General features: G+C 47.3%; 14 protein-coding genes. 11 read left to right on the top strand and 3 right to left on the bottom strand.

The window, feature by feature from the left end; translation table 11 throughout:
* Positions 1-220 precede the first annotated feature (220 nt).
* Both argC and HMPREF2726_RS03710 read right to left on the bottom strand, forming a co-directional pair.
* Positions 221-1,264 carry an N-acetyl-gamma-glutamyl-phosphate reductase gene (gene argC, locus HMPREF2726_RS03705; protein ID WP_009310836.1) on the bottom strand — a complete coding sequence of 348 codons (1,044 nt, stop codon included), beginning with the start codon at positions 1,262-1,264 and terminating at the stop codon, positions 221-223.
* Positions 1,265-1,401: 137 nt separating this feature from the next.
* Positions 1,402-2,247, bottom strand: coding sequence for a DUF817 domain-containing protein (locus HMPREF2726_RS03710; protein WP_070602226.1), 846 nt, complete (start codon positions 2,245-2,247; stop codon positions 1,402-1,404).
* A 383-nt stretch (positions 2,248-2,630) separates the two neighbouring features.
* On the opposite strand from HMPREF2726_RS03710, the gene HMPREF2726_RS03715 reads away from it, so the two are divergent.
* The 9 genes from HMPREF2726_RS03715 to HMPREF2726_RS03755 all read left to right on the top strand — a co-directional run bounded on the left by HMPREF2726_RS03715 (position 2,631) and on the right by HMPREF2726_RS03755 (position 15,179).
* On the top strand, positions 2,631-3,914 hold the full coding sequence (locus HMPREF2726_RS03715; protein WP_070602228.1) for an FAD-binding domain-containing protein: 1,284 nt from the start codon (positions 2,631-2,633) through the stop codon (positions 3,912-3,914).
* A 624-nt stretch (positions 3,915-4,538) separates the two neighbouring features.
* A complete protein-coding gene (locus HMPREF2726_RS03720; RefSeq protein WP_009310839.1) occupies positions 4,539-4,802 on the top strand; it encodes a PAAR domain-containing protein in 264 nt (87 codons plus the stop codon).
* A 212-nt stretch (positions 4,803-5,014) separates the two neighbouring features.
* Positions 5,015-8,290 (top strand): ImcF-related family protein, encoded by a 3,276-nt coding sequence (locus tag HMPREF2726_RS03725; protein WP_009310840.1) that lies wholly within the window; start codon positions 5,015-5,017, stop codon positions 8,288-8,290.
* Positions 8,290-9,915 (top strand): type VI secretion system protein TssA, encoded by a 1,626-nt coding sequence (gene tssA / locus HMPREF2726_RS03730; RefSeq protein WP_009310841.1) that lies wholly within the window; start codon positions 8,290-8,292, stop codon positions 9,913-9,915. The genes HMPREF2726_RS03725 and tssA overlap by 1 nt, the downstream gene beginning before the upstream one ends.
* A 9-nt stretch (positions 9,916-9,924) precedes the next feature.
* Positions 9,925-11,691, top strand: a complete 1,767-nt coding sequence (gene tssF / locus HMPREF2726_RS03735; protein WP_009310842.1) for a type VI secretion system baseplate subunit TssF — start codon at positions 9,925-9,927, stop codon at positions 11,689-11,691.
* Positions 11,655-12,764: a type VI secretion system baseplate subunit TssG gene (gene tssG / locus HMPREF2726_RS03740; protein WP_009310843.1), complete on the top strand. Its 1,110-nt coding sequence runs from the start codon at positions 11,655-11,657 to the stop codon at positions 12,762-12,764. The genes tssF and tssG overlap by 37 nt, the downstream gene beginning before the upstream one ends.
* A gap of 20 nt (positions 12,765-12,784) precedes the next feature.
* Complete coding sequence (tssJ, locus tag HMPREF2726_RS03745) at positions 12,785-13,324, top strand: type VI secretion system lipoprotein TssJ (RefSeq protein WP_003765178.1); 540 nt, start codon at positions 12,785-12,787, stop codon at positions 13,322-13,324.
* Entirely contained in the window at positions 13,324-13,737 is a 414-nt protein-coding gene (tssE, locus tag HMPREF2726_RS03750; protein WP_003758401.1) for a type VI secretion system baseplate subunit TssE, read from the top strand. Before tssJ ends, tssE begins: the two co-directional genes overlap by 1 nt.
* A gap of 47 nt (positions 13,738-13,784) precedes the next feature.
* Positions 13,785-15,179 (top strand): hypothetical protein, encoded by a 1,395-nt coding sequence (locus HMPREF2726_RS03755; RefSeq protein ID WP_009310844.1) that lies wholly within the window; start codon positions 13,785-13,787, stop codon positions 15,177-15,179.
* A gap of 389 nt (positions 15,180-15,568) precedes the next feature.
* Here HMPREF2726_RS03755 and HMPREF2726_RS03760 read toward each other — a convergent pair whose 3' ends face one another.
* A complete protein-coding gene (locus tag HMPREF2726_RS03760) occupies positions 15,569-16,018 on the bottom strand; it encodes a CopD family copper resistance protein (protein ID WP_003758410.1) in 450 nt (149 codons plus the stop codon).
* 430 nt (positions 16,019-16,448) lie between these two features.
* Here HMPREF2726_RS03760 and HMPREF2726_RS03765 point away from each other — a divergent pair, with 430 nt between their 5' ends.
* Both HMPREF2726_RS03765 and lpxH read left to right on the top strand, forming a co-directional pair.
* Positions 16,449-17,828, top strand: a complete 1,380-nt coding sequence (locus tag HMPREF2726_RS03765) for a PIG-L deacetylase family protein (protein WP_009310845.1) — start codon at positions 16,449-16,451, stop codon at positions 17,826-17,828.
* A 132-nt stretch (positions 17,829-17,960) separates the two neighbouring features.
* On the top strand, positions 17,961-18,698 hold the full coding sequence (lpxH, locus tag HMPREF2726_RS03770) for a UDP-2,3-diacylglucosamine diphosphatase (protein ID WP_094113208.1): 738 nt from the start codon (positions 17,961-17,963) through the stop codon (positions 18,696-18,698).
* The last annotated feature ends 146 nt before the right edge of the window (positions 18,699-18,844 follow it).

Genomic DNA, 18,844 nt, shown 5'->3' on the forward strand with positions numbered 1-18,844 from the left:
TTGTCCTGATTTAAATTTAATCCACTATATAATGGACGGACGGGGTAGGCATGCGCCGTGTGGTCGAAGTTCACCGACTAGAAATTCTTTAGATTTGTGATTTGGAAGGCATTTGCTATTGCGGTTGTTGATGAGGGGTCGTCTGAAAACGGCGTGAGTGGTTTTCAGACGACCCCTTTAGATGGATGAAAATCCCTCTTGTTCGGAATGACCGTATACATCAGGGAAGTAGTGGGGCGTTTTGCAGACCGAGTTGTTCGTCAAAACCGAACATGATGTTCATGTTTTGAATGGCTTGTCCTGCTGCGCCTTTCACTAAATTATCGATGACGGACAAGGCAATCCAAACGTCGGATTGCGGCGCTTGCTGGATGCTGATGCGGCACAAATTGGCTCCGCGGACGCTGCGTGTTTCGGGTGTGGAACCGGCAGGAAGGATGTCGACAAAGGGGCTGTCCCGATAGTATTCGCGAAGTATCTCTTCAGGATGGCAACCGTCCTCAAGATGCAGGTAAAGGGTTGCGTGCATACCGCGTATCATGGGTGTGAGGTGCGGAGTGAAGACAAAACCATCGGCAATGTCTGCCTGCAATGTTCGGATGGTTTGTTTGATTTCGGGAAGGTGGCGGTGTCCGCCGATACCGTATGCTTTGAAATTGTCGCCCGCTTCGCAGAGGAGTGAACCGATGTTGCCCTTGCGCCCTGCGCCGGAGACGCCGGATTTGCAGTCGGCAATCAATGGCATGTGTGCTTTCAGACGACCTTGTTGCAACAAAGGCAATAAGGGCAGTGAAACGCAGGTGGGATAGCAACCGGGGTTGGCGACGATGCGTGCGTTGGCAATGGCGTCGCGGTTCATTTCGCTTAATCCGTATACGGCTTGCGGGATAATATCGGGGCTGGCGTGGCGCATGCCGTACCATTGTTCCCATGTCGGGATGTCTTGGATGCGGAAGTCGGCGGATAGGTCGACGATACGGACGTTTTGGTTCAGAAGCGCGGGTGCTTCTTTCATGGCGACGCCGTTGGGCGTGGCAAAGAACACGACGTCACATTGATCCAGTCGGGCTTGATCCGGCGTTTGGAAGGTTAAGTCATAAATGCCGCGCAAACTGGGAAAGTAATCGGCAATGGCAATGCCCGCTTCGCTCCTGCTGGTAATGGCGGTTACTTCGACATTGGGGTGCGTGCTGAGCAGGCGGAGCAGTTCTACGCCGGTGTAGCCTGTTGCGCCGACGATGCCAGCTTTGATTTTTTGATTCATGATTTCTCCGTTGGGTGGACTTTAAATATGGAGGTTTAGTTTAATGGGATGGGGGTCGTCTGAAAAGGGGAAGGGGGTAATACGGCATGCTCTCATGATTGACCGTGTGGAAATCAGTATTCGTCTGACGGTATCCCTTAGTCTTTAGAAACGCTGATGGTGTGTTTGACGTGTTTTAAATTCGCTACGATGGTAAACGTCATTATCACCAGCAAAGCCCACGAACTCCATTTGCTGATGTGTACCGATGCCCATGCGCCGATTTGGTTGGGATAACGCCAAACGCCGAACAAAGTCCCTAAGTTTTCCGCCAGCCAAATGAAAAAACCGATCAGGACGAAAGACAGCAGAAGCGGCATTTTTCGGGTAGTGTCATAGGGCGTGTATAAAACAGTTGTCCGTGCATAAAGCCCGAGCGCGAATGCGGCGAGATACCAGCGGTAGTCGCCGAGATAGTGATGAGTGAAAAAATTGACGTAAATTGCCAGCGCGCACAATGTGCTCAACCAATACGGCGGATGACTTTTGATTCTGATATTAAAGAGCCGCCAAGCCTGGATGATGTAGCTGCCGACCGCCGCATACATAAAGCCTGCAAACAGCGGCACGCCGCCGATTTTGGTGTATGCCTCGTCCGGATAGCTCCAAGACTGGATGTCGCCCGATGTCTTGAACCACTCCAAAGCAAAGCCCACCAAGTGAAACAGCGTAATCGATTTCACTTCGTCCCACGTTTCCAGCTTGAAATACAGCATCGCAACCTGCACGGAGACTGCAAAAATCAGCAGCAGGTCATAGCACGAAATCCCCAGCCAGCCTGTTTTCGGAATCAGGAACATGGCGATGAAAAACAAACCTGCAAACAAACAGGCGCGCGCTTCTTTCAGTCCGAAAAACCAAAATTCGACCGCAAAACGCCGCCAGCCGTGCAAATCATCCCGTTTCGGGTGTTCTATCAGCCAAGTATCCAGTTTGCCCAACATATTTTCAGACGACCTTCAGATTTGCAAAGTGACGGAATATAACGGAAATAGGGAAGAGGTGGGATACGGTATGACGAACGGCAATGTCGGAAGACGGGGCGATGAGGGGTCGTCTGAAATCGTGTGCGATGTTTGGCATTTTTTGAGTGATAGGATGGGGCAGAACAATGAGCCTGCGGTTTGCCGATTATTTGAGTGAGGGAGGGGAGCTGAGTTTAGGGCAGGTTCGGAATAGGGAGTATCGCACAGTTTGAAACAGCAAACAGCTTTTACGAATGGCGCGTCCTAGCTTTTCAGACGACCTTGCTCCTCTTTGCCTCCTTCTTAGGACTGTAAAATTTCTGCTAAAATCAAACGCCTTATCCCTTTCAGACGACATCGCCATGCAAGCACATACATTGGTCTGGTTCCGCCGCAACCTGCGCATACGCGACAACGCCGCGTTGTCCGCCGCCGTGAAGCGGGGATTGCCTGTGGCAGGCGTGTGGGTGGCGCGGAGGTCGTCTGAAATCCCCAATCCGCGTCAGGATTGGTTTCATTATCAGGCGGCGGCGGCTTTGCATGGCTCGCTGGCGGCGCGCGGTGTGGCTTTGTATGCGGTGAACCGTGTGGAAGAATTGCCTGCTTTGGCGACGCGGTTGAATGTTCAGACCGTAATTGCAGACGAAGCCTATACGTCGTCTGAAATCGGGCAAGATAACCGCATTTGGCGGATTTTGGATGAACAAGGCGTTGCGTTCGAGCGTGTTAACGACCGTGCCATATTCGCCAAGGCAGACATTATGGGCAGTCACGGCGCGCCTTATACCGATTTTCCGCATTATAAAGAAGCGTGGCTGGCTTTGTTTCGGCAGCGGTTCGGCGGGCAGGAGGTAGGAGGCGGACGCGTTGAAATTTTTCAGACGACCTCTGTTGAAATGCCGTCATTTCCTGCGTGGAACGGGCAGCAGGATATGGTTTCTGCGCAGCGCGGCGGAGAAGATGAAGCGGACAAACAATGGCGGCAGTTTGAAGAAAATATCGGGTTTTATCCGATTATGAAGGATTTCCCTGCCAGAAAAGGCACCAGCCGCTTGAGCGCGTATTTGAGCGCAGGCTGCATTTCGCCGCGCGTGTTGGCGACTGAAGCCGCAGGGCAGGGCGCAGATGCTTGGTTGGACAATTTGATACGGCGCGATTTCTATCAGCAGCTTGCTTACCACCGCGCCCGCATCGAGCCTGAATCTGCTGCCGAATCTGCGCCGTTTTCAGACGACCTGACGGAACGCTGGCGGCAGGGGAAAACAGGTTTCCCGTTTATCGATGCTGCAATGCGCAGCCTGAAATCGAGAGGCTGGCTGCATCCCGCCCTGCGTTCCCTGACGGCAGAATTTTTGTGCGGCGTCCTGCATCAGCCGTCCGAACATGGCATCGTTTGGTTCGCCGCACAGCAAACCGATTTTGACCCCGCGTTAAACGAAGGCAACTGGCAAACCGCCGCCCGCAATGCCCGCAGGTGTTCCATCGATATTATTCAAACCGCCCGCCGGCTTGACCCGGACGGCACATTCGTCCGCCGCCACATCCCCGAGTTGGCGCATCTACCCGTCAACCTCGTCCATACCCCGTGGCTCGCCTCGTCTGAAATTGACGCACACGGCTATCCGCCGCCCGTCGTCGCGCCCTAGAGCGTGATTATCGCTCGGTAACGGCTACGGGTTTCTCATCAAACGACCTCTTTAAGCGTAAAAATATAGTGGCTTAACTTTAAACCAGTACGGCGTTGCCTCGCCTTGGCTCAAAGAGACATTCTCTAAGGTGCTGAAGCACCAAGTGAATCGGTTTCTGTACTGTCTGTACTGTCTTGCGGTTTCATCGCCTTGTCCTGATTTAGTTAAGCCACTATAGCTTGAAGGAGTCCGCCCTTGAAACACTTTTCTCCTTAAATCTCTTATCCTCAAACTTAAAACCGTCCCATGGTGGACGGTTAATTCATTTTTGAAATGAGCAAGTCAGGTTGCCTCAAGAGGTCGTCTGAAAATTGTTTTGTTTATTTTTTCTAGAGCGGATTAATTTTAAAACCGGTCGGGCTTTATCCTATTTTGATTCGGTATGAACTTAAGTTGTCATAAATATTTGAATGGCAATGGCTTTATTCATTATTTTAAAAAATTGATTGGCATTCAAACCATCGTAATTTTGCCCGCGTTATAACCCGTTTGATAAGCGGTATGAATTTGATATTTAACGGTAGTTACTAATTTATTTATTTTTTGATATGATAAGTAAATTTTTTAAAAAGGTAAAAAACTATGAAAGGTATTATCAGGCTGGGAGATGCGACTACTCATGGAGGTGTTGTGGTTCAAGCGTCTTCGGATATGGTCATTGAAGGAAAGCCTGCCGCTCTGGTAGGCGATTTGGTTTCTTGCCCCATACCCGGGCATGGCACCAATCCGATTATCGAAGGCAGTCAATATATGTCGTTTAAAGGGCGCGATGTCGCTGTGGACGGTTGTAAAACTGCATGCGGCTGCGCTTTGATCAGCAGTATGCCGACTGTCGGAAGCGACTAAGGGGAATGGAATCTGCAAGGAGCTAAAGTGCCGGATTGTCTGAAATAAGATACAAAATTGCATAATCCTTTTAGGGTCGCAGGTTTTTAGGGGTGCATGCCTGATTCGGGGCAGGTTTGGCAAAAAGCCTTTCATCTTAATAATTCAAAAGTTCTGATATTCAAAATACAGATTAAGTTTTTAGATTTTAAGTTTATTTTTCGGAAGTTATTATGAAGCCAATTTTTACTGGCATAGTGGTTATTATTCTAAGCATCGTCAGTGCAGTCTTACTCTACTTTTTAGGTCATAAATTCGGAATCGATACATCTGCAGCCAAAGCGGTTGTGTGGGCGTGTATCACGGTAGTGACCTCATTAATATTCTTTATCCCTCTGTTGACACGAATGCTTTGGTCTGGCGTGTCTGACAGACATTCCAATTTGAAGCATCTGAATCCCGAAGATTTAAGCGGTGACAGTGCGGAATCTACCCATTTGATCGGCGTGTCGGAACGCTGGGAGCAGTTGAGGCATATCCACTTGCTGACCAAGCAATATAAAAAACACCGTAAGCCTTGGATTTTTGTGGTCACTCAAGATACTGCTTTGCTGGAAGCCTCTTTGCCGGATATCCGCCGTCAGTTGTGGGTAGAAACTGCATCGGCTATTTGGATTGATGCACAGGCTATGGAGCCTGCGGGCGGTTGGCAATATCTGAGGGGCGTGGGTAAACGTCCTGCCGAAGGCATTGTTTCGCTTCAAGCAAAATCCTCAATTCATGAAAATGCTGCGCAATTGACCGAGTTGATGAAAAAGCTCGGATGGAAGCTGCCGATTAATCAGGTGTATCTGACCAATGAAGCCGATGAAATGCCTTCAGCCATCAGCCATGCTTTGAAATATGGTTCGACTGTATCGGCAACGGAGTTGGCGAAAGAATTGGATCAGTTTGCCAACCAGTTGGCACCAGTGGGTACGCAGCTGATTGAGGAAGATTTGCGCCAAACACCTATTGCAAAACTGTCTGCGACGTTGCCCTCTCAAAGTCAGGCTTTGGCAGATCATATTGCTGCTGAAAAACGGAGTTTGGGAAAACTGGATACAGTTGCCGGCGTTTCGTTTGTTCAAACCAATAATCCTGAACAATCAGGAGATTTGATTTACCGTGCGTTTAACGATCTGTCTGTTTTGGGTTCAGGTAAAAAACTGCATTTGTCCAAAACGGAAAAAACCTATCTGGCAATGAGTGCCGTAGCCTTGTTGGTCGGTAGTGTGTTTGCAGTGGGTGCGCACAGCAGTTATCAAGATATAGGTCGTCTGAATGCTGATTTGGAAAGTGTTCAGAAGGCAAAATCACGCTCGGAAAAAGTTGCAGCCTTAATCAAACTGCAACAAAGTATTGCCGAAATGGAATCTGGCAGGGATTTCTTGCAATATACAGCCAAGTTTTTGGGCTATGAGCATAGAAAAGAGCTGTTGGCTGCCGCTTATCGCAAATACGGGATTTTGGTTAAAGATGTCGTCAGCCGTCCTGCTACCGTATTCTTTGCGAATAAGTTGGATGGTTTGACTATGCTCGAAGGGCAGATTCCGGACGACTTCGAACTGCAAGACAGTTCTTATCAAGACCTGAAAGCATATTTGATGCTGACGTCCCATGTAGAGAAAACCAAAGACAAAAAAGATGCTGAATTCCTGACGAAAAAATTGGTGGAAATGCTGTCGGCACAGAATGTTTCTACCAAAGATGCACAAATTTTGGCTCAATTTTTCGTGCCGCGCATGGCTACCCATTCCGGTTGGCTGGAAACGGAGCAACCTGAATTGGTGTCACGAAGCCGTCAGATTCTGGTGGATTGGATCAACCGCGACCAAGGCAGTGAACAGTTATACAAACGCATCGTACAAGGTACGGATGCCAAGCTGAAAACCATCACATTGGCAGAGCTGCTGAATAAGGATTTGAAAGGCATTTGGAATGTCGGCAAACCTTTGCCTCGTGTGTATACAGTCGAAGGCTGGGAGAAATATGTTAAACCTGCTCTGGACCAAGCTGTTAAAGACAGCAAGAATACTGACTGGGTGCTGGGTGGAAACCTGCATCAGGCACCGGTAACGGAAGCTGCGATCAACAGTCTGAAAGAGCGTTATTTCAAAGAATATGCTGCGGCTTGGTATGACATGATGAACAGTATTACATGGCAGCCAAGGACGACCAATTTGGATGCGGTCAATCAGTTCCACGTTTATGCAGATCCTCAGCGTTCCCCATTGGTGGCATTGTTCCATGCTGTAAAAGAAAGCAGCCAGTTGGACAGCAAAAAAATCGACGTAAATCCAGCGGTTGCCGATGCTGCAAAACGTGCGGCGGCAAGACAGCTGTCTGCCCGCTCGCGTAGGGTTGCCGATACGGTATTAAATTCACAGGCTGAAAACATCAACGCCCTGGAAGGTAAAGTCAATGATTATCTGGCAGGACCGTTGGAAGCAGAATTTGAAAACCTGCTGCAATTGATTGACGCGCAAATCAATCCGAAGAGCGATTTGAGCCTGCAACGTTACCTTGAGCGAGTGACGACCATTAAACAACGTTTGATTCAAATGGCGTCTTCTTCCGATACCGGTGGTGTAGCCAGATCGGCCGTTCAAGGAGTCTTGAACGGCGGAGACAATGAATTTCTTGAAGGTATGCAGTATGCACGTTTGATTGAGGCTGGTGTGGGCGACAGATTGCTGCCGTTTGCGCGCAACGTTTTTGTCTTGCCATTTAATTCCGTATGGGATTCGATTGCAGGCGTGGCCCAAAAAGATATCAATAATCTGTGGGCAAGCAATTTTGTTAATCCTATGCAGTCTGAGTTGGGCGGCAGGTATCCGTTTGCCAAATCAGAAACCGAAGTTTCGATTCCCGTATTGGCAAAATACTTGGATATCAACAAAGGCGCATTGAATCAGTTTATAACGACCCAATTGGCAGGTGTTTTGACCAAACAAGGCAATCAATGGATTGTGGCACCGGGAAGCGAATTGAAAGTCAATCCGGGATTGTTGCAACAGCTGAATAAATTGAGTGCGATTTCTGAGGATTTCTTCGTCAACGGAGAAGGTGGTTACAGCTTTGAGCTGAAGCCGACGTCTACTCAGGGAATTGTTCAATTCGACTTGGTTGTTGATGGTCAATCATTGAATTATTTCAACCAACAGACAGAGTGGAAGCCATTCAAATGGCCGGGTGATGTCAGCAATGCCGGTTTGCGTATTTCTTGGGAAACCGAGGCAGAAGGTATGCGTAAAACTCAGGAAATCAGCGGACGTTTCGGTTTCATCCGTATGCTTGAAAAATCCAGGGTTACACCGATTGATGGAAGTACCTACCTGGTCGAATTCCCGCTGGAAAAAGACAAATTGATGCGCTTCTATATGCGGACCAATTCCGGTAAAGGACCGTTGGGACTGTTGGATCTGAAAAATATCCATCTGCCGAATAAGATTTTTGAGGTTAAATAATGATGACATTACCCCAATGGGTAAAGCCGGTACTCGGTGATGAAGGTACATCTATCACCGATAACAATATCCATCGCTGGCAAGAATGGTTGGAGCCTGTTTCAGACGACCATCCTTGCGGCGAGGATGTCGCCTATACAGATGATTTTGAAGCCATCAAGATTGAGTTGGCCAAACTTTCGGGTATGGACTACCGATTGATTTTGGATGCTTCAGAACGCCTGCTGAAGCGTGAATCTAAAGATCTGAGGGTAGCAACCTATTACATTTTTGCCTCACTGAGAGACAGAGGCTTGGCAGGTTTTTCAGACGGCTTGGAGATTTTGTGCGGGTTGCTGCAAAAATTCGATCAGTCGCTGTGGCCGAAAAAGCCTGTACAAAAACGTAATGCATTAAATTGGTTGTCCGGCGAAAGGGTGCTGGATACGCTTAAGAACGTGGGATTATCTGATTCTACGGAGCTTAAGCGGACATTATCGGCTTTGATGTTGTTGCAAAATTACTTTGAGGGATGGGAAGAGGTAGTACGCCCCAGCTTATTTCCATTGTTGCAATATTTTGAAGAGTCATCTGTTCGTTTTTCATCTTTTCCAACAAGTTCAAGTCAAAATCAGGAGACCAGTGCGCCTGTTGAGCAAGTGGCAACGCCGCAAATTCATCAAGAGAGTCGAGGGTCGTCTGAAAGTCTGACTGTCACAAAGGTTAACTCTTCTAAAGCCTTGCTTGACCAAGTCAGGATTAACGCTGCCTACTTGAGAGAACAGGATGATGGTTATTGGTCTGCAAACAAGATGATTCGGGCCGTCCGTTGGGGCGGATTGAACGGCATTCCTCCGCATCAAAACGGTCAGACGCGGTTGAAGGCTCCGAGGGCCGATTTATTGGCAAACCTGAATCGTTTGGTTCAGGAGCAGCAATGGCGCGATTTGCTCGATAAAGTGGAAGCGGCTTTTTTGGAAGGTGCTAATCACTATTGGCTGGATTTGCAATATTACGCATGGCAAGGTCAGCAGGCGCTAGGTGGTTTATATCTTTCCCAAGTTGAGTCGTCGCTATTTGAGTTGAAATCCTTATTGGCCCGATGCGAAGGCCTGACCGGCTTGAGTTTTGATAACGGATTCCCGTTCGTATCGGCTGATACGCTTAAATGGCTGGAAGAAAAGGTCATGTCGTCCGCGCGCAAGCAGACGAGTAGTCAAGCCATTCAAAAAGCAGTGTTAGCGTCGCCATCTCAGATAGAAAATCAAGAAAGTTACTGGCAACAGGCTCTGTTGAAAATACAAGAACACGGTTTAGACGCTGCATTTGCTTGGTTGGAAACATTACCGGAGTGGCAGACAGGTTCGGGGCAGGTTAAGAAATGGTTGATGATGGCTCGGTTGGCTGTAAGCGCCCAAAAGGCGGACTGGGCAGTGAAACTGTTGGAACAGGCTTCGAAGCAGATGCAAGTGTTGACAGTTAAAGAGTGGGACAGGCATTTTACGTTTGAAGTGTATGCCCTTTGGTATCAACTATTAAGTGAAAACCTTGATAATAAAGATATTGAGGCAGTCGGACAGCTCGAATTTTTACGGACAGAGTTGATGCAGGCAGATGTTGTCCGTGCATTGGAATTAATTTATTAAGCATATATTATGTCAGATCCCACATTACGCTATTATGAAGAAGAGATGCGGTATCTCAAAGAGGCGGGATTAGAGTTTTCAAAAGCCCACCCTGATCGTGCCGCAATGCTGAATTTAGACAGAGTAGGTACGCGCGATCCTTATGTAGAAAGACTGTTTGAAGGCTTTGCTTTTTTGACAGGGAGAATCAGACAAAAATTAGATGATGACTTTCCGGAATTGACGGAGGGGTTGGTCCATATGCTGTGGCCGCATTATCTGAGGATGATTCCTTCCCTGACTGTTTTGGAATTGATTCCGGATAATAAAAAGTTGCAAGGAGGGCAAGTCGTCAAAAAAGGATTGTCCGTTCAGTCCGAACCTATCAATATCAACGATAGATTGACCAGATGCTTGTATCGGACCACTGCTGATGTTGCGCTCCAACCTTTGAGCATATTGCATACATTGTTGGATTATGATGCGAATGGTCAAAGCGTCATCAAATTAACTTTCGGTATCCACCGGCAAATACAGAAAGAGAATTTAGATTTTTCCAAAATCAGAATTTATATTTCCGCTGATGAACCGATTGCCTTCGCATTGCGTCATGCTTTGTTGAATCAGACAGCGCGAATCAGCCTGCATCATGCCGAATTGCCATCTGCCGGCAATATACAGTTTAAGGCAGTCGGATTTGCTGAAGATGAAAGGTTGTGGGAGAAAGTCAATAACAGCTTTAGCGGCTATCAACTATTGCTGGAATATTTTTGTTTCAAACAGAAGTTTTTCTTTATTGATTTAGTGGGCATCGATGCCGGAGCGTGGTCGGAACGGATTAATGAGTTTAGCGTGAATGTGGTTCTTTCCAAGCAATACCCTTCAGAGCTTCGATTCCCTCCTGACTGTTTGAAATTGAACTGCGTGCCTGCCATCAATCTGTTTGATATGGAAGCAGAGCCTATCCGAGTGGATCATAAGGCGTTCGAATATCAGGTGAAGCCGCTGTTACATGAAGGTATGGCCGTTGAAGTTTATTCCGTCGAAGAGGTAGAGGCGGTTAATCATGAAACAGGCAAACGTTACCCCTATATTCCTTTTTCCTCATTCCAGCATCGTGGCGGATTGATGAAATATGATGCGCCGGAAAGGTATTTCCATACCAAAGTCAAACAAGGCGTATCAGGAAGACATGAAACATTTATCATGCTTGGCGGATTGTTGTGGGATAGAAAAGATATATTGCCTACCGAGACGCTTTCATTGAAGGTGGTTGGGACAAATGGTGCTTTGCCGCGTAAAAGTCTGAGGGAGACCCAGATTCAAGACGACGATATCGCCGAACCAAATATCAAAATGGTCAGAAACCTTACCACGCCGACATTGTCTTGCTATCCGCCGACAGAGGATAGATTCCAATGGCGCATATTGTCCCATTTGTCACCCAACTATTTATCACTATTGAATGTCGACAGTTTGAAAGGGGCATTGTCCATTTACGACTGGACTGAAGACGAGCTGAACAAGCGCAGACTGAATGGTATTGTTGATGTCAAACATGAAACAGTACAGAGAATCGAGCGTGGCGCAGTCCACCGCGGAATTCATATTACCGTAACATTTGATTCGACCGCATTTAGCGGTGAGGCGGAAATTTATTTGTTCGGAGAATTATTGAACGAATTTTTTGCAATGTATGCTGATTTGAACCTGTTTACCCGGTTCAGCATTGTTTCTCTGCCATCCGGGAAAACATATACATGGAAAGACAGCAAAACAACTATCACACGGTTTTAGAAACGGCGCACAAAAGCGCCAAAGAAAATAACGACAGGCAAACGCTTCCCTTATGGGAGATTCCTAGAAATAAAGCGCAGCGCGAAAGCGGGTCGTCTGAAATCTTCCAAGAGAAATTGGGGGAGTTTATTGTACGCAATGCGGCAACGATGAATTTCTTCCAATTTTGCCGGGTTTTAGAAACCCTTGCCGAAGGAAGTGAAGAAAAGGCTGTCGAGTCAACCGTAAGATTTAGAAGGGTAAAGTCTTTATCTTTCCCTTCCGGGGAAATCGCCTCGGTTGAATATGACGCAGAAGCCGATCTGCCGACTGTCAGGACGACATTTTTAGGTTTGTACGGTGTCGATGCGGTTTTGCCGGATTACTTCCTGAACGATATTGCGACGCATAAAGACGGCAGTGAAAGCCTGGCGGCATTTTTAGATATTTTTAACCACCGAATCACGACCCTGTTTTTCCAAGCATGGAAAAAATACCGTTATCCGTTTCTGTTTCAACGGGAGGGGCAGGATGACCTATCGCGTTCTCTCTTGCACCTAATCGGGCAAGGCATGGTCAACGGGAAATTCATGCATCCTCTGCTGGATAGCAGGATTTTGGGACTGTTCAGTATTTTTTACCAACGAACCCGAACCAAAGAAGGGATTGTCAGTATCGTCAGATACCTTCTTCCCTTTGCCGACGTAAAAGTAAAAGAGTTCCAGCCGCAGTGGGTCATTTTGGAGAAGGACCGCAAACTGGGGAAAGCCGGTTTGCGGTTAGACGGGGGAAGCGCATCTTTGGGCGGACGGATAAAAGATTACAGTCATTTGGTGCGTATTGAAATTACGCCCGATACATTTGACAACGCGCAGCTTCTGTTGCCAAAGCAGCAATTGCACCAAAAATTGCTCGAATTATTAAAACTCTATTTGGGTCGTCGTTTTGATGCGAGTGTTTACCTGAATATTAAAAAACAATGGATACCCAAAAGCCGTTTGGAAAAAAAACAAATATTGGGGATTAATACCGGTTTAGGTGCGATGCACCAAGACAAACAAATAAAAATAGCGAACTATACTTACTCAAACTAACTTCAAGAAAACGGAAAATCATGAATAAAAAAACCAGAATTACGTCAGTCTGCTCATTAGCCCTTTTATGCGCCATGCTTTCAGGATGCGGGATTTGGCAAGGCATGAAAGATGGAACGGTTGAAGCAACGAAAAGTGTTTTTTATACCAAACTCAAGATTTTGAAAATCGACCTGATTGCACGAAACGGTTTGAATCAAAACGAGCGCGGGCAGTCGCTGTCGACAGTCGTCCGAGTGTATCAGTTGAAAGACAAGCAAAATTATGAAGTTGCCTCATATCGTGATTTGCTCAATCAAGACAAAACCATCTTGAGCAACGATCTGGCAGAAGGTTACAAGCAATATACCATCCGGCCGGGGGAAACCATCAGCTTTGATGAAACGCTGAATAAAGACACCAAATATGTCGGCGTCGTCGCTTTCTATAACAAAGTAGGGGAAGAGCAGACTTGGAAAATGTTGATTACCAAAAAGCAGCTGACCAATAAAAAACCGGTCGTTATCGAATTGGTGGATAACAAAGTCCTGCTTCAAGAGACGGTCAAGAAAGTCAAATAATGGATGCCGCACTCTATGAGAAACTGACCGGATTTTATTCCGACGGTTTGCCGATAGATGACCTGCCGGGCAGCTTCCAGTTGGTTCGCAGTGTTTTGGACAATATCCAACGCATTCTTAACAGCAGGAGCGGTTCCTTGAAACATCTGCCGGATTATGGGATTCCCGATCTCAGCATGGTTTATAAAAACCTGCCGTCCAGCGCGCATGACTTGCGGTATTTTATGAGAAAAACCTTGTTGAAATACGAGCCGAGATTAAGGAACTTGGATATCCATCTCACTGAATCCAAAGACAATATTATGGTCTTGTGTTATCAGCTGGAATGCGAAATCGAAAACGTGGGTGCGGTAGTAATAGACACTTATTTTATGCCTGAGGGGACGGTTTCCGTTAAACGCAGCCGGACATAAGCTTTCTTTGGTGTGAATAGATTACTTTGAAAATTAAGAAATAAAATATGGTTAAACACATTTTCCTTACTTGCGGCGTGTTGCTTTCAGCAACCGCTCAAACCGCCTTTGCCAAAGAGCTGGAAGGCATGTTGGTCACTCAAAACAATTATGTCCGGATTCGAAGTTGTGATTTGAAAAACAATTACACTTTGCTTCCCGGTAGCGGAAACGGCTATGAAGCCGCAGCGGAAATCATCAGCGTCAGAAAAAATACGCCTGAAAACACACCAATCTATGTCGGATTAAGAGGCAATCTGGAAAACACCAATTTTTTGATTTCAGGCATTGATTTCATCAAAATGGGCGAGAGCTGTCATGTGCCGCATACCGAAACTCCGCCTGCCGAAGTCGTTATTCGAGAGTATCCGCTTAATCAGCAGAAATCAGGTTCGACAGGAGGCAAGCCTGAGTCTAAACAAGACAATACGAAATTAAAAGCTACGGAGTCCCAACAAGCTAAGGCAGAACAGGACAAACCGGAAGAAACGGCAGGCAAGTCAGAAGAGTCGATTCCTTATCCTGAAGTTACACAGACTAACCAATCGGAAGACGGTAAAAAGTCTGAAGGCAAGTCAAATTCAGACGACCTCGTTAAAGAAAGTGTGAAAACGGAGGATGCCAAACAGACAGATACCGAGAAATCTGATCGCACAACTGCTGGCTCGGCGACACCGGCAGTATCAAATACAACTGCGCCAACCGAGAAAAAAGCCGTAGAAAACAAGGAAATTGATACGGCTGCCAAAGCAGAAGCATCTGAGACGGTAGAAGTACCAGCCAAAGCAGAAACATCTGAGACGGTAGAAGCACCAACCAAATCAGAAACATCCGAAACGGTAGAAGTGTCAGCTAAAGCAGAAACGCATGAAACGGTAGAAGCACCAATCCGATTTGAACCACTTGAAAAGGTAGAAACGCTGCCAACCAAGACGGAAATTTCTGCAACCGAAGAAACACCAGCCCAAACGGAGGCACCTGCAACAGTAGAAACACGGGTAACAACAGAAACTACGCCAACTACGCCAACTACGCAAGCTCCGGTAGCGGAAGAAGCTTCGACAAAAGCGGTTGATGTAGAGGAGCATCCGTCCGTATCTGAGCCTGTGGCTCCCGTGGCTTTGCCGGCAGAAAGTCAACCGGTAGAAACCGCTACCGTATCCGAATTGAAGCCTGAAACCGGTAAGCAAGAGACTCCATCGGTAGAGCATGAGCCTTTGGCGCCGCAAGTAGATATCCAACATGAAGAAACGCATTCTGCACACAACACGCTGTCGGCAACGCCAATGGCTACCGAAACATCTACGTCACAGACAGAGCCTCCTGTTGTGAATGAAGAAACGTCAGTGCATCCGGTTTATGTCAATAAGGTCATCGTGCATGATGATGACGCATATGAATAAAAGGCTGATAAGCTCAACAAAATAGCAGAGTCGGTTTGCTGCTTATCCATAGAAAAGGTCGTCTGAATTTTTTCAGACGACCTTTTCTTATGAATGGATTTTAGCGATACAACATTTTTGCTCACTCTTGCTCAAAGAGACAAATTTCCTCAGGCTTGGGAAGCAAGAAATAAATCGGTTTTATATGAACCTCGTTACCTTTTTAATTTTGAATAATCTGCCCCAGCTGATGAGAAAGAGGGGATAGCGCGGCTGATTTGGTCATATTGGTTTTGCGGGTTATGCGGATTTTTTGCTTTCAAATGCCGCTATTTGTCAGCGTGTTATTTTGTGTTCGTTCTTTGTCTTTTAGACGACCTCTGATGGTAAATAGGTCGTCTGAAAACAGCTTACCAAGACAGATAGAACATGGCTTTGGCAAAAAATACGATGAACAGCATATGAGAAAACACGACGGCGTGGATGTATTTGGACCAGCCGACGGTCAGGGTGCGCCGTGCCATTTTGACGACGGCGATGGCGAAATGGACGAGGACGCTGACTGCCAACAGGATTTTGAGGGTGAGGAGCGTGCCGAATGAGGTGGCGAAGGGTTGGCTCAAAAAGGGCAGGTATCGGTTGAATACCATGACGATGCCGCTGATGAAAAGCGTAATGACGACGGGCGGCATAACGCGGACGGCGCGGTAGGACATGGCACGTTCGACTTCGCGGCGCGATTCGCGCGAGACGCGGCCGGTGTGCATGACGGACAAAACCAGCATTTCGAAAAATACGCCGCCGACAAAGGCGATGGCGCAATAGAGGTGGATGATGTGGGCGATGGCGTAGAGACTCATGACCGTGTTCCGAAGTGGATATTCAGGCGAAATTGTATCATCAGTCGGGTGGCTTCAGACGACCTTTTCCTTATTGTCGGCTCAATAGTCGGTGTCACTCGAGATGTGCAAAGAAGCCATTTTGTTTATTAGGACAGTTTGATAGGTAAGGGGCAAAATAGTTTTCAAATTATAGTGGATTAACTTTAAACCAGTACGGCGTTGCCTCGCCTTGCCGTACTATCTGTACTGTCTGCGGCTTCGTCGCCTTGTCCTGATTTAGTTAAGCCACTATAGTATAAAGAGATTGTGCAATTGGAAACTGTATGATTTCAAATTGTAAATTACTCTTTTAAATGACGTTTGGTTTTTAAAACGACCGTTTGTTAGAAAGTTAAGACGGGCGCATTTTTAGATAATAAGATACGGGAAATAATCACAGGGGAATAAAATGTTATTGCTAGTATTGTTTTGCATGATACTTTGCCTGCTTGTAATTGCTGCCTTTATCGTGGCATCAATTCGCAGAAAACGGTTTGCTTACGATGTCAGCCGCGATTACGAATACGGTCAATTGCCCAAGTCGGCGACAGTCAGTTTGCGTGATGGCGAACTGATCTTGCCCGACACCATCGGCGCAAATGATACGGTAATCGCCAGAATCAACGTGAAATCAGGTTGGCTGGGCAGATTGGTGATGCCTTGGATCGGCGTCAAAACCAACCGCGGGGAATGGCGGGCGTATGTCGAACATGGCGGCAACGGCGCGCGCTACCTCAATTTGACCGATACCTTCGACGACGGCAGCAGAAAAATTACATTAAGCGGCAACCGCGTGTCCCTGCCTGATCAGGAAGTCGAATTGTCGGTTTATCCGCGCGAGTGTTTGAGCGGTAAAAAAATCCTGGTCCTTGCGCCCCATGCGGATGATGCGGAATTGGCGGCTTACGGATTATATGAAAAACATGCTGCCGATACGTTGGTGGTTACGATTACCGCAGGGGAGGGCGGCAGCTTCCATTACAACAATCTGTATGCGCGCAATCCCGAGCAAATGCAGGCGCAGTATCTGCAAAAGGGCAGGATGCGCGTATGGAACAGCCTGACCGTGCCGCTTTTGGCGGGGGTGTCGTCTGAAAACATTTTGCAGCTCGGCTATTTTGACAGCACATTGCAAGTCATGAAGCAGAATCCCGATGCCGATGTGAAGTCGACCAAACTGGATACGGCGGATGTCAATCTGTTCCGCCGTGCCAATACTTCGCCTTTATCCAAGGGTTTGAACGGCGGTTCGAATTGGCGCGGTCTGGTCAATAATCTGGCCTATATTATCGAAACCTTCCAGCCCGACATCATCGTCAGCCCGTCGCCCAATATTGACGCACACAAAGACCATCAATATACGACGATTGCTGCGGTTGAAGCGTTGAAACAACTGGATTATCGGAAAGGCTCGCTGTTTTTGCATACGCTGCATTTTTTGAGCGACGATTTCCCGATCGGCAAGTCCGGCTCGATGTTGAGCCTGCCGCCGATGTTCGGTCAGCCGTTCCATTTCCATTCCGTGTATTCCCTGCCTTTGAACAAGGAAGAGCAGAACCGCAAACTGCTGGCGCTGGATGCGATGAACGATATCCGCCCTAACGCCAACGGGTATGCGGATTGGAAAACCATGATATTCCGCGGCTTGAACGGCTTGCGCCATCATGTATTTGATATCGATAGGGATTTGGTCAACCGCTTTGTCCGCAGCAATGAATTGTTTTACGTTGTTCCCGTCAGCGATGTGCATCAGGAAGACAGTTATCAAAAAATCGTCCAATGCGGCTGATTGGGTCGGGTTTCAAATCATTGCCTGCCTGAATGTCGGATAAAAAGAGAAATTGAGTGAAGTTCCGGCAACGGGTGAGACCATGCCACATACGTTGGCGGCCGATATACAAAGGTCGTCTGAAAACCTATAATGGCAAGGATTTCACACCTGTTGCCCGCCATGCCGATTTACTTTATTTCCGATTTGCACCTGAGCGAATCCCATCCTGAATTGACCGAATTGTTTTTGCGCTTTATGCGTGAAAAAGCACCAAAGGCGCGTTCGGTTTATATTTTGGGGGATTTGTTTGATTTTTGGATAGGCGACGACGAGCAATCTGAATTGACCCAAACCGTCGCGCAAGCGATTCAATCCGTCGTGCAGCGCGGGATTGAATGTTTCTTCGTACACGGCAATCGGGATTTTTTGATCGGAAAGCAATTTGCAGCGCAATCCGGTATGAAGTTGCTGCCCGAATATGCGGTGGTCGATTTATACGGCAGCTCTGCCTTGATTTGCCACGGAGATACTTTGTGTATCGATGATGCGCGTTATCAGAAGTTCAGAAAGGTTGTTCACCAAAAATGGCTGCAGCGCCTATTCCTAAGCCTGCCGCTTGCCCTGCGCCTGAAAATCGCCCGTAAAATACGCCGAACCAGCAAGCAGGGCAAACAATATAAAGCCGCCGAAATCATGGACGTCCAGCCGCAATTTACCGCAGACATTGTGCGTCGGCATCGTGTCCAACTGTTGATTCACGGACACACCCACCGTGAGCATATCCATCAGGAAGACGGCTTTACCCGTATCGTGTTGGGGGATTGGAAGAGCGATTACGCTTCCATACTGGAGGTTGACGAACAGGGTTTTCGGTTTGTTCCTTTATAAATTTGCGGGGCGGTGGCGGGTAAAAATACAGGGGCTTGGGTTCAAGCTTTCATCTCGGTACGATATTTCAACTGTTCCGTATGGTTTGAATATGATTTGAATCACTAAAACATCGTCTCTTGTAAAACAGCTTCGCTTTAAAGCCA

The organism is Neisseria sp. HMSC074B07 (genome assembly GCF_001810355.1).
Lineage (GTDB): Bacteria > Pseudomonadota > Gammaproteobacteria > Burkholderiales > Neisseriaceae > Neisseria.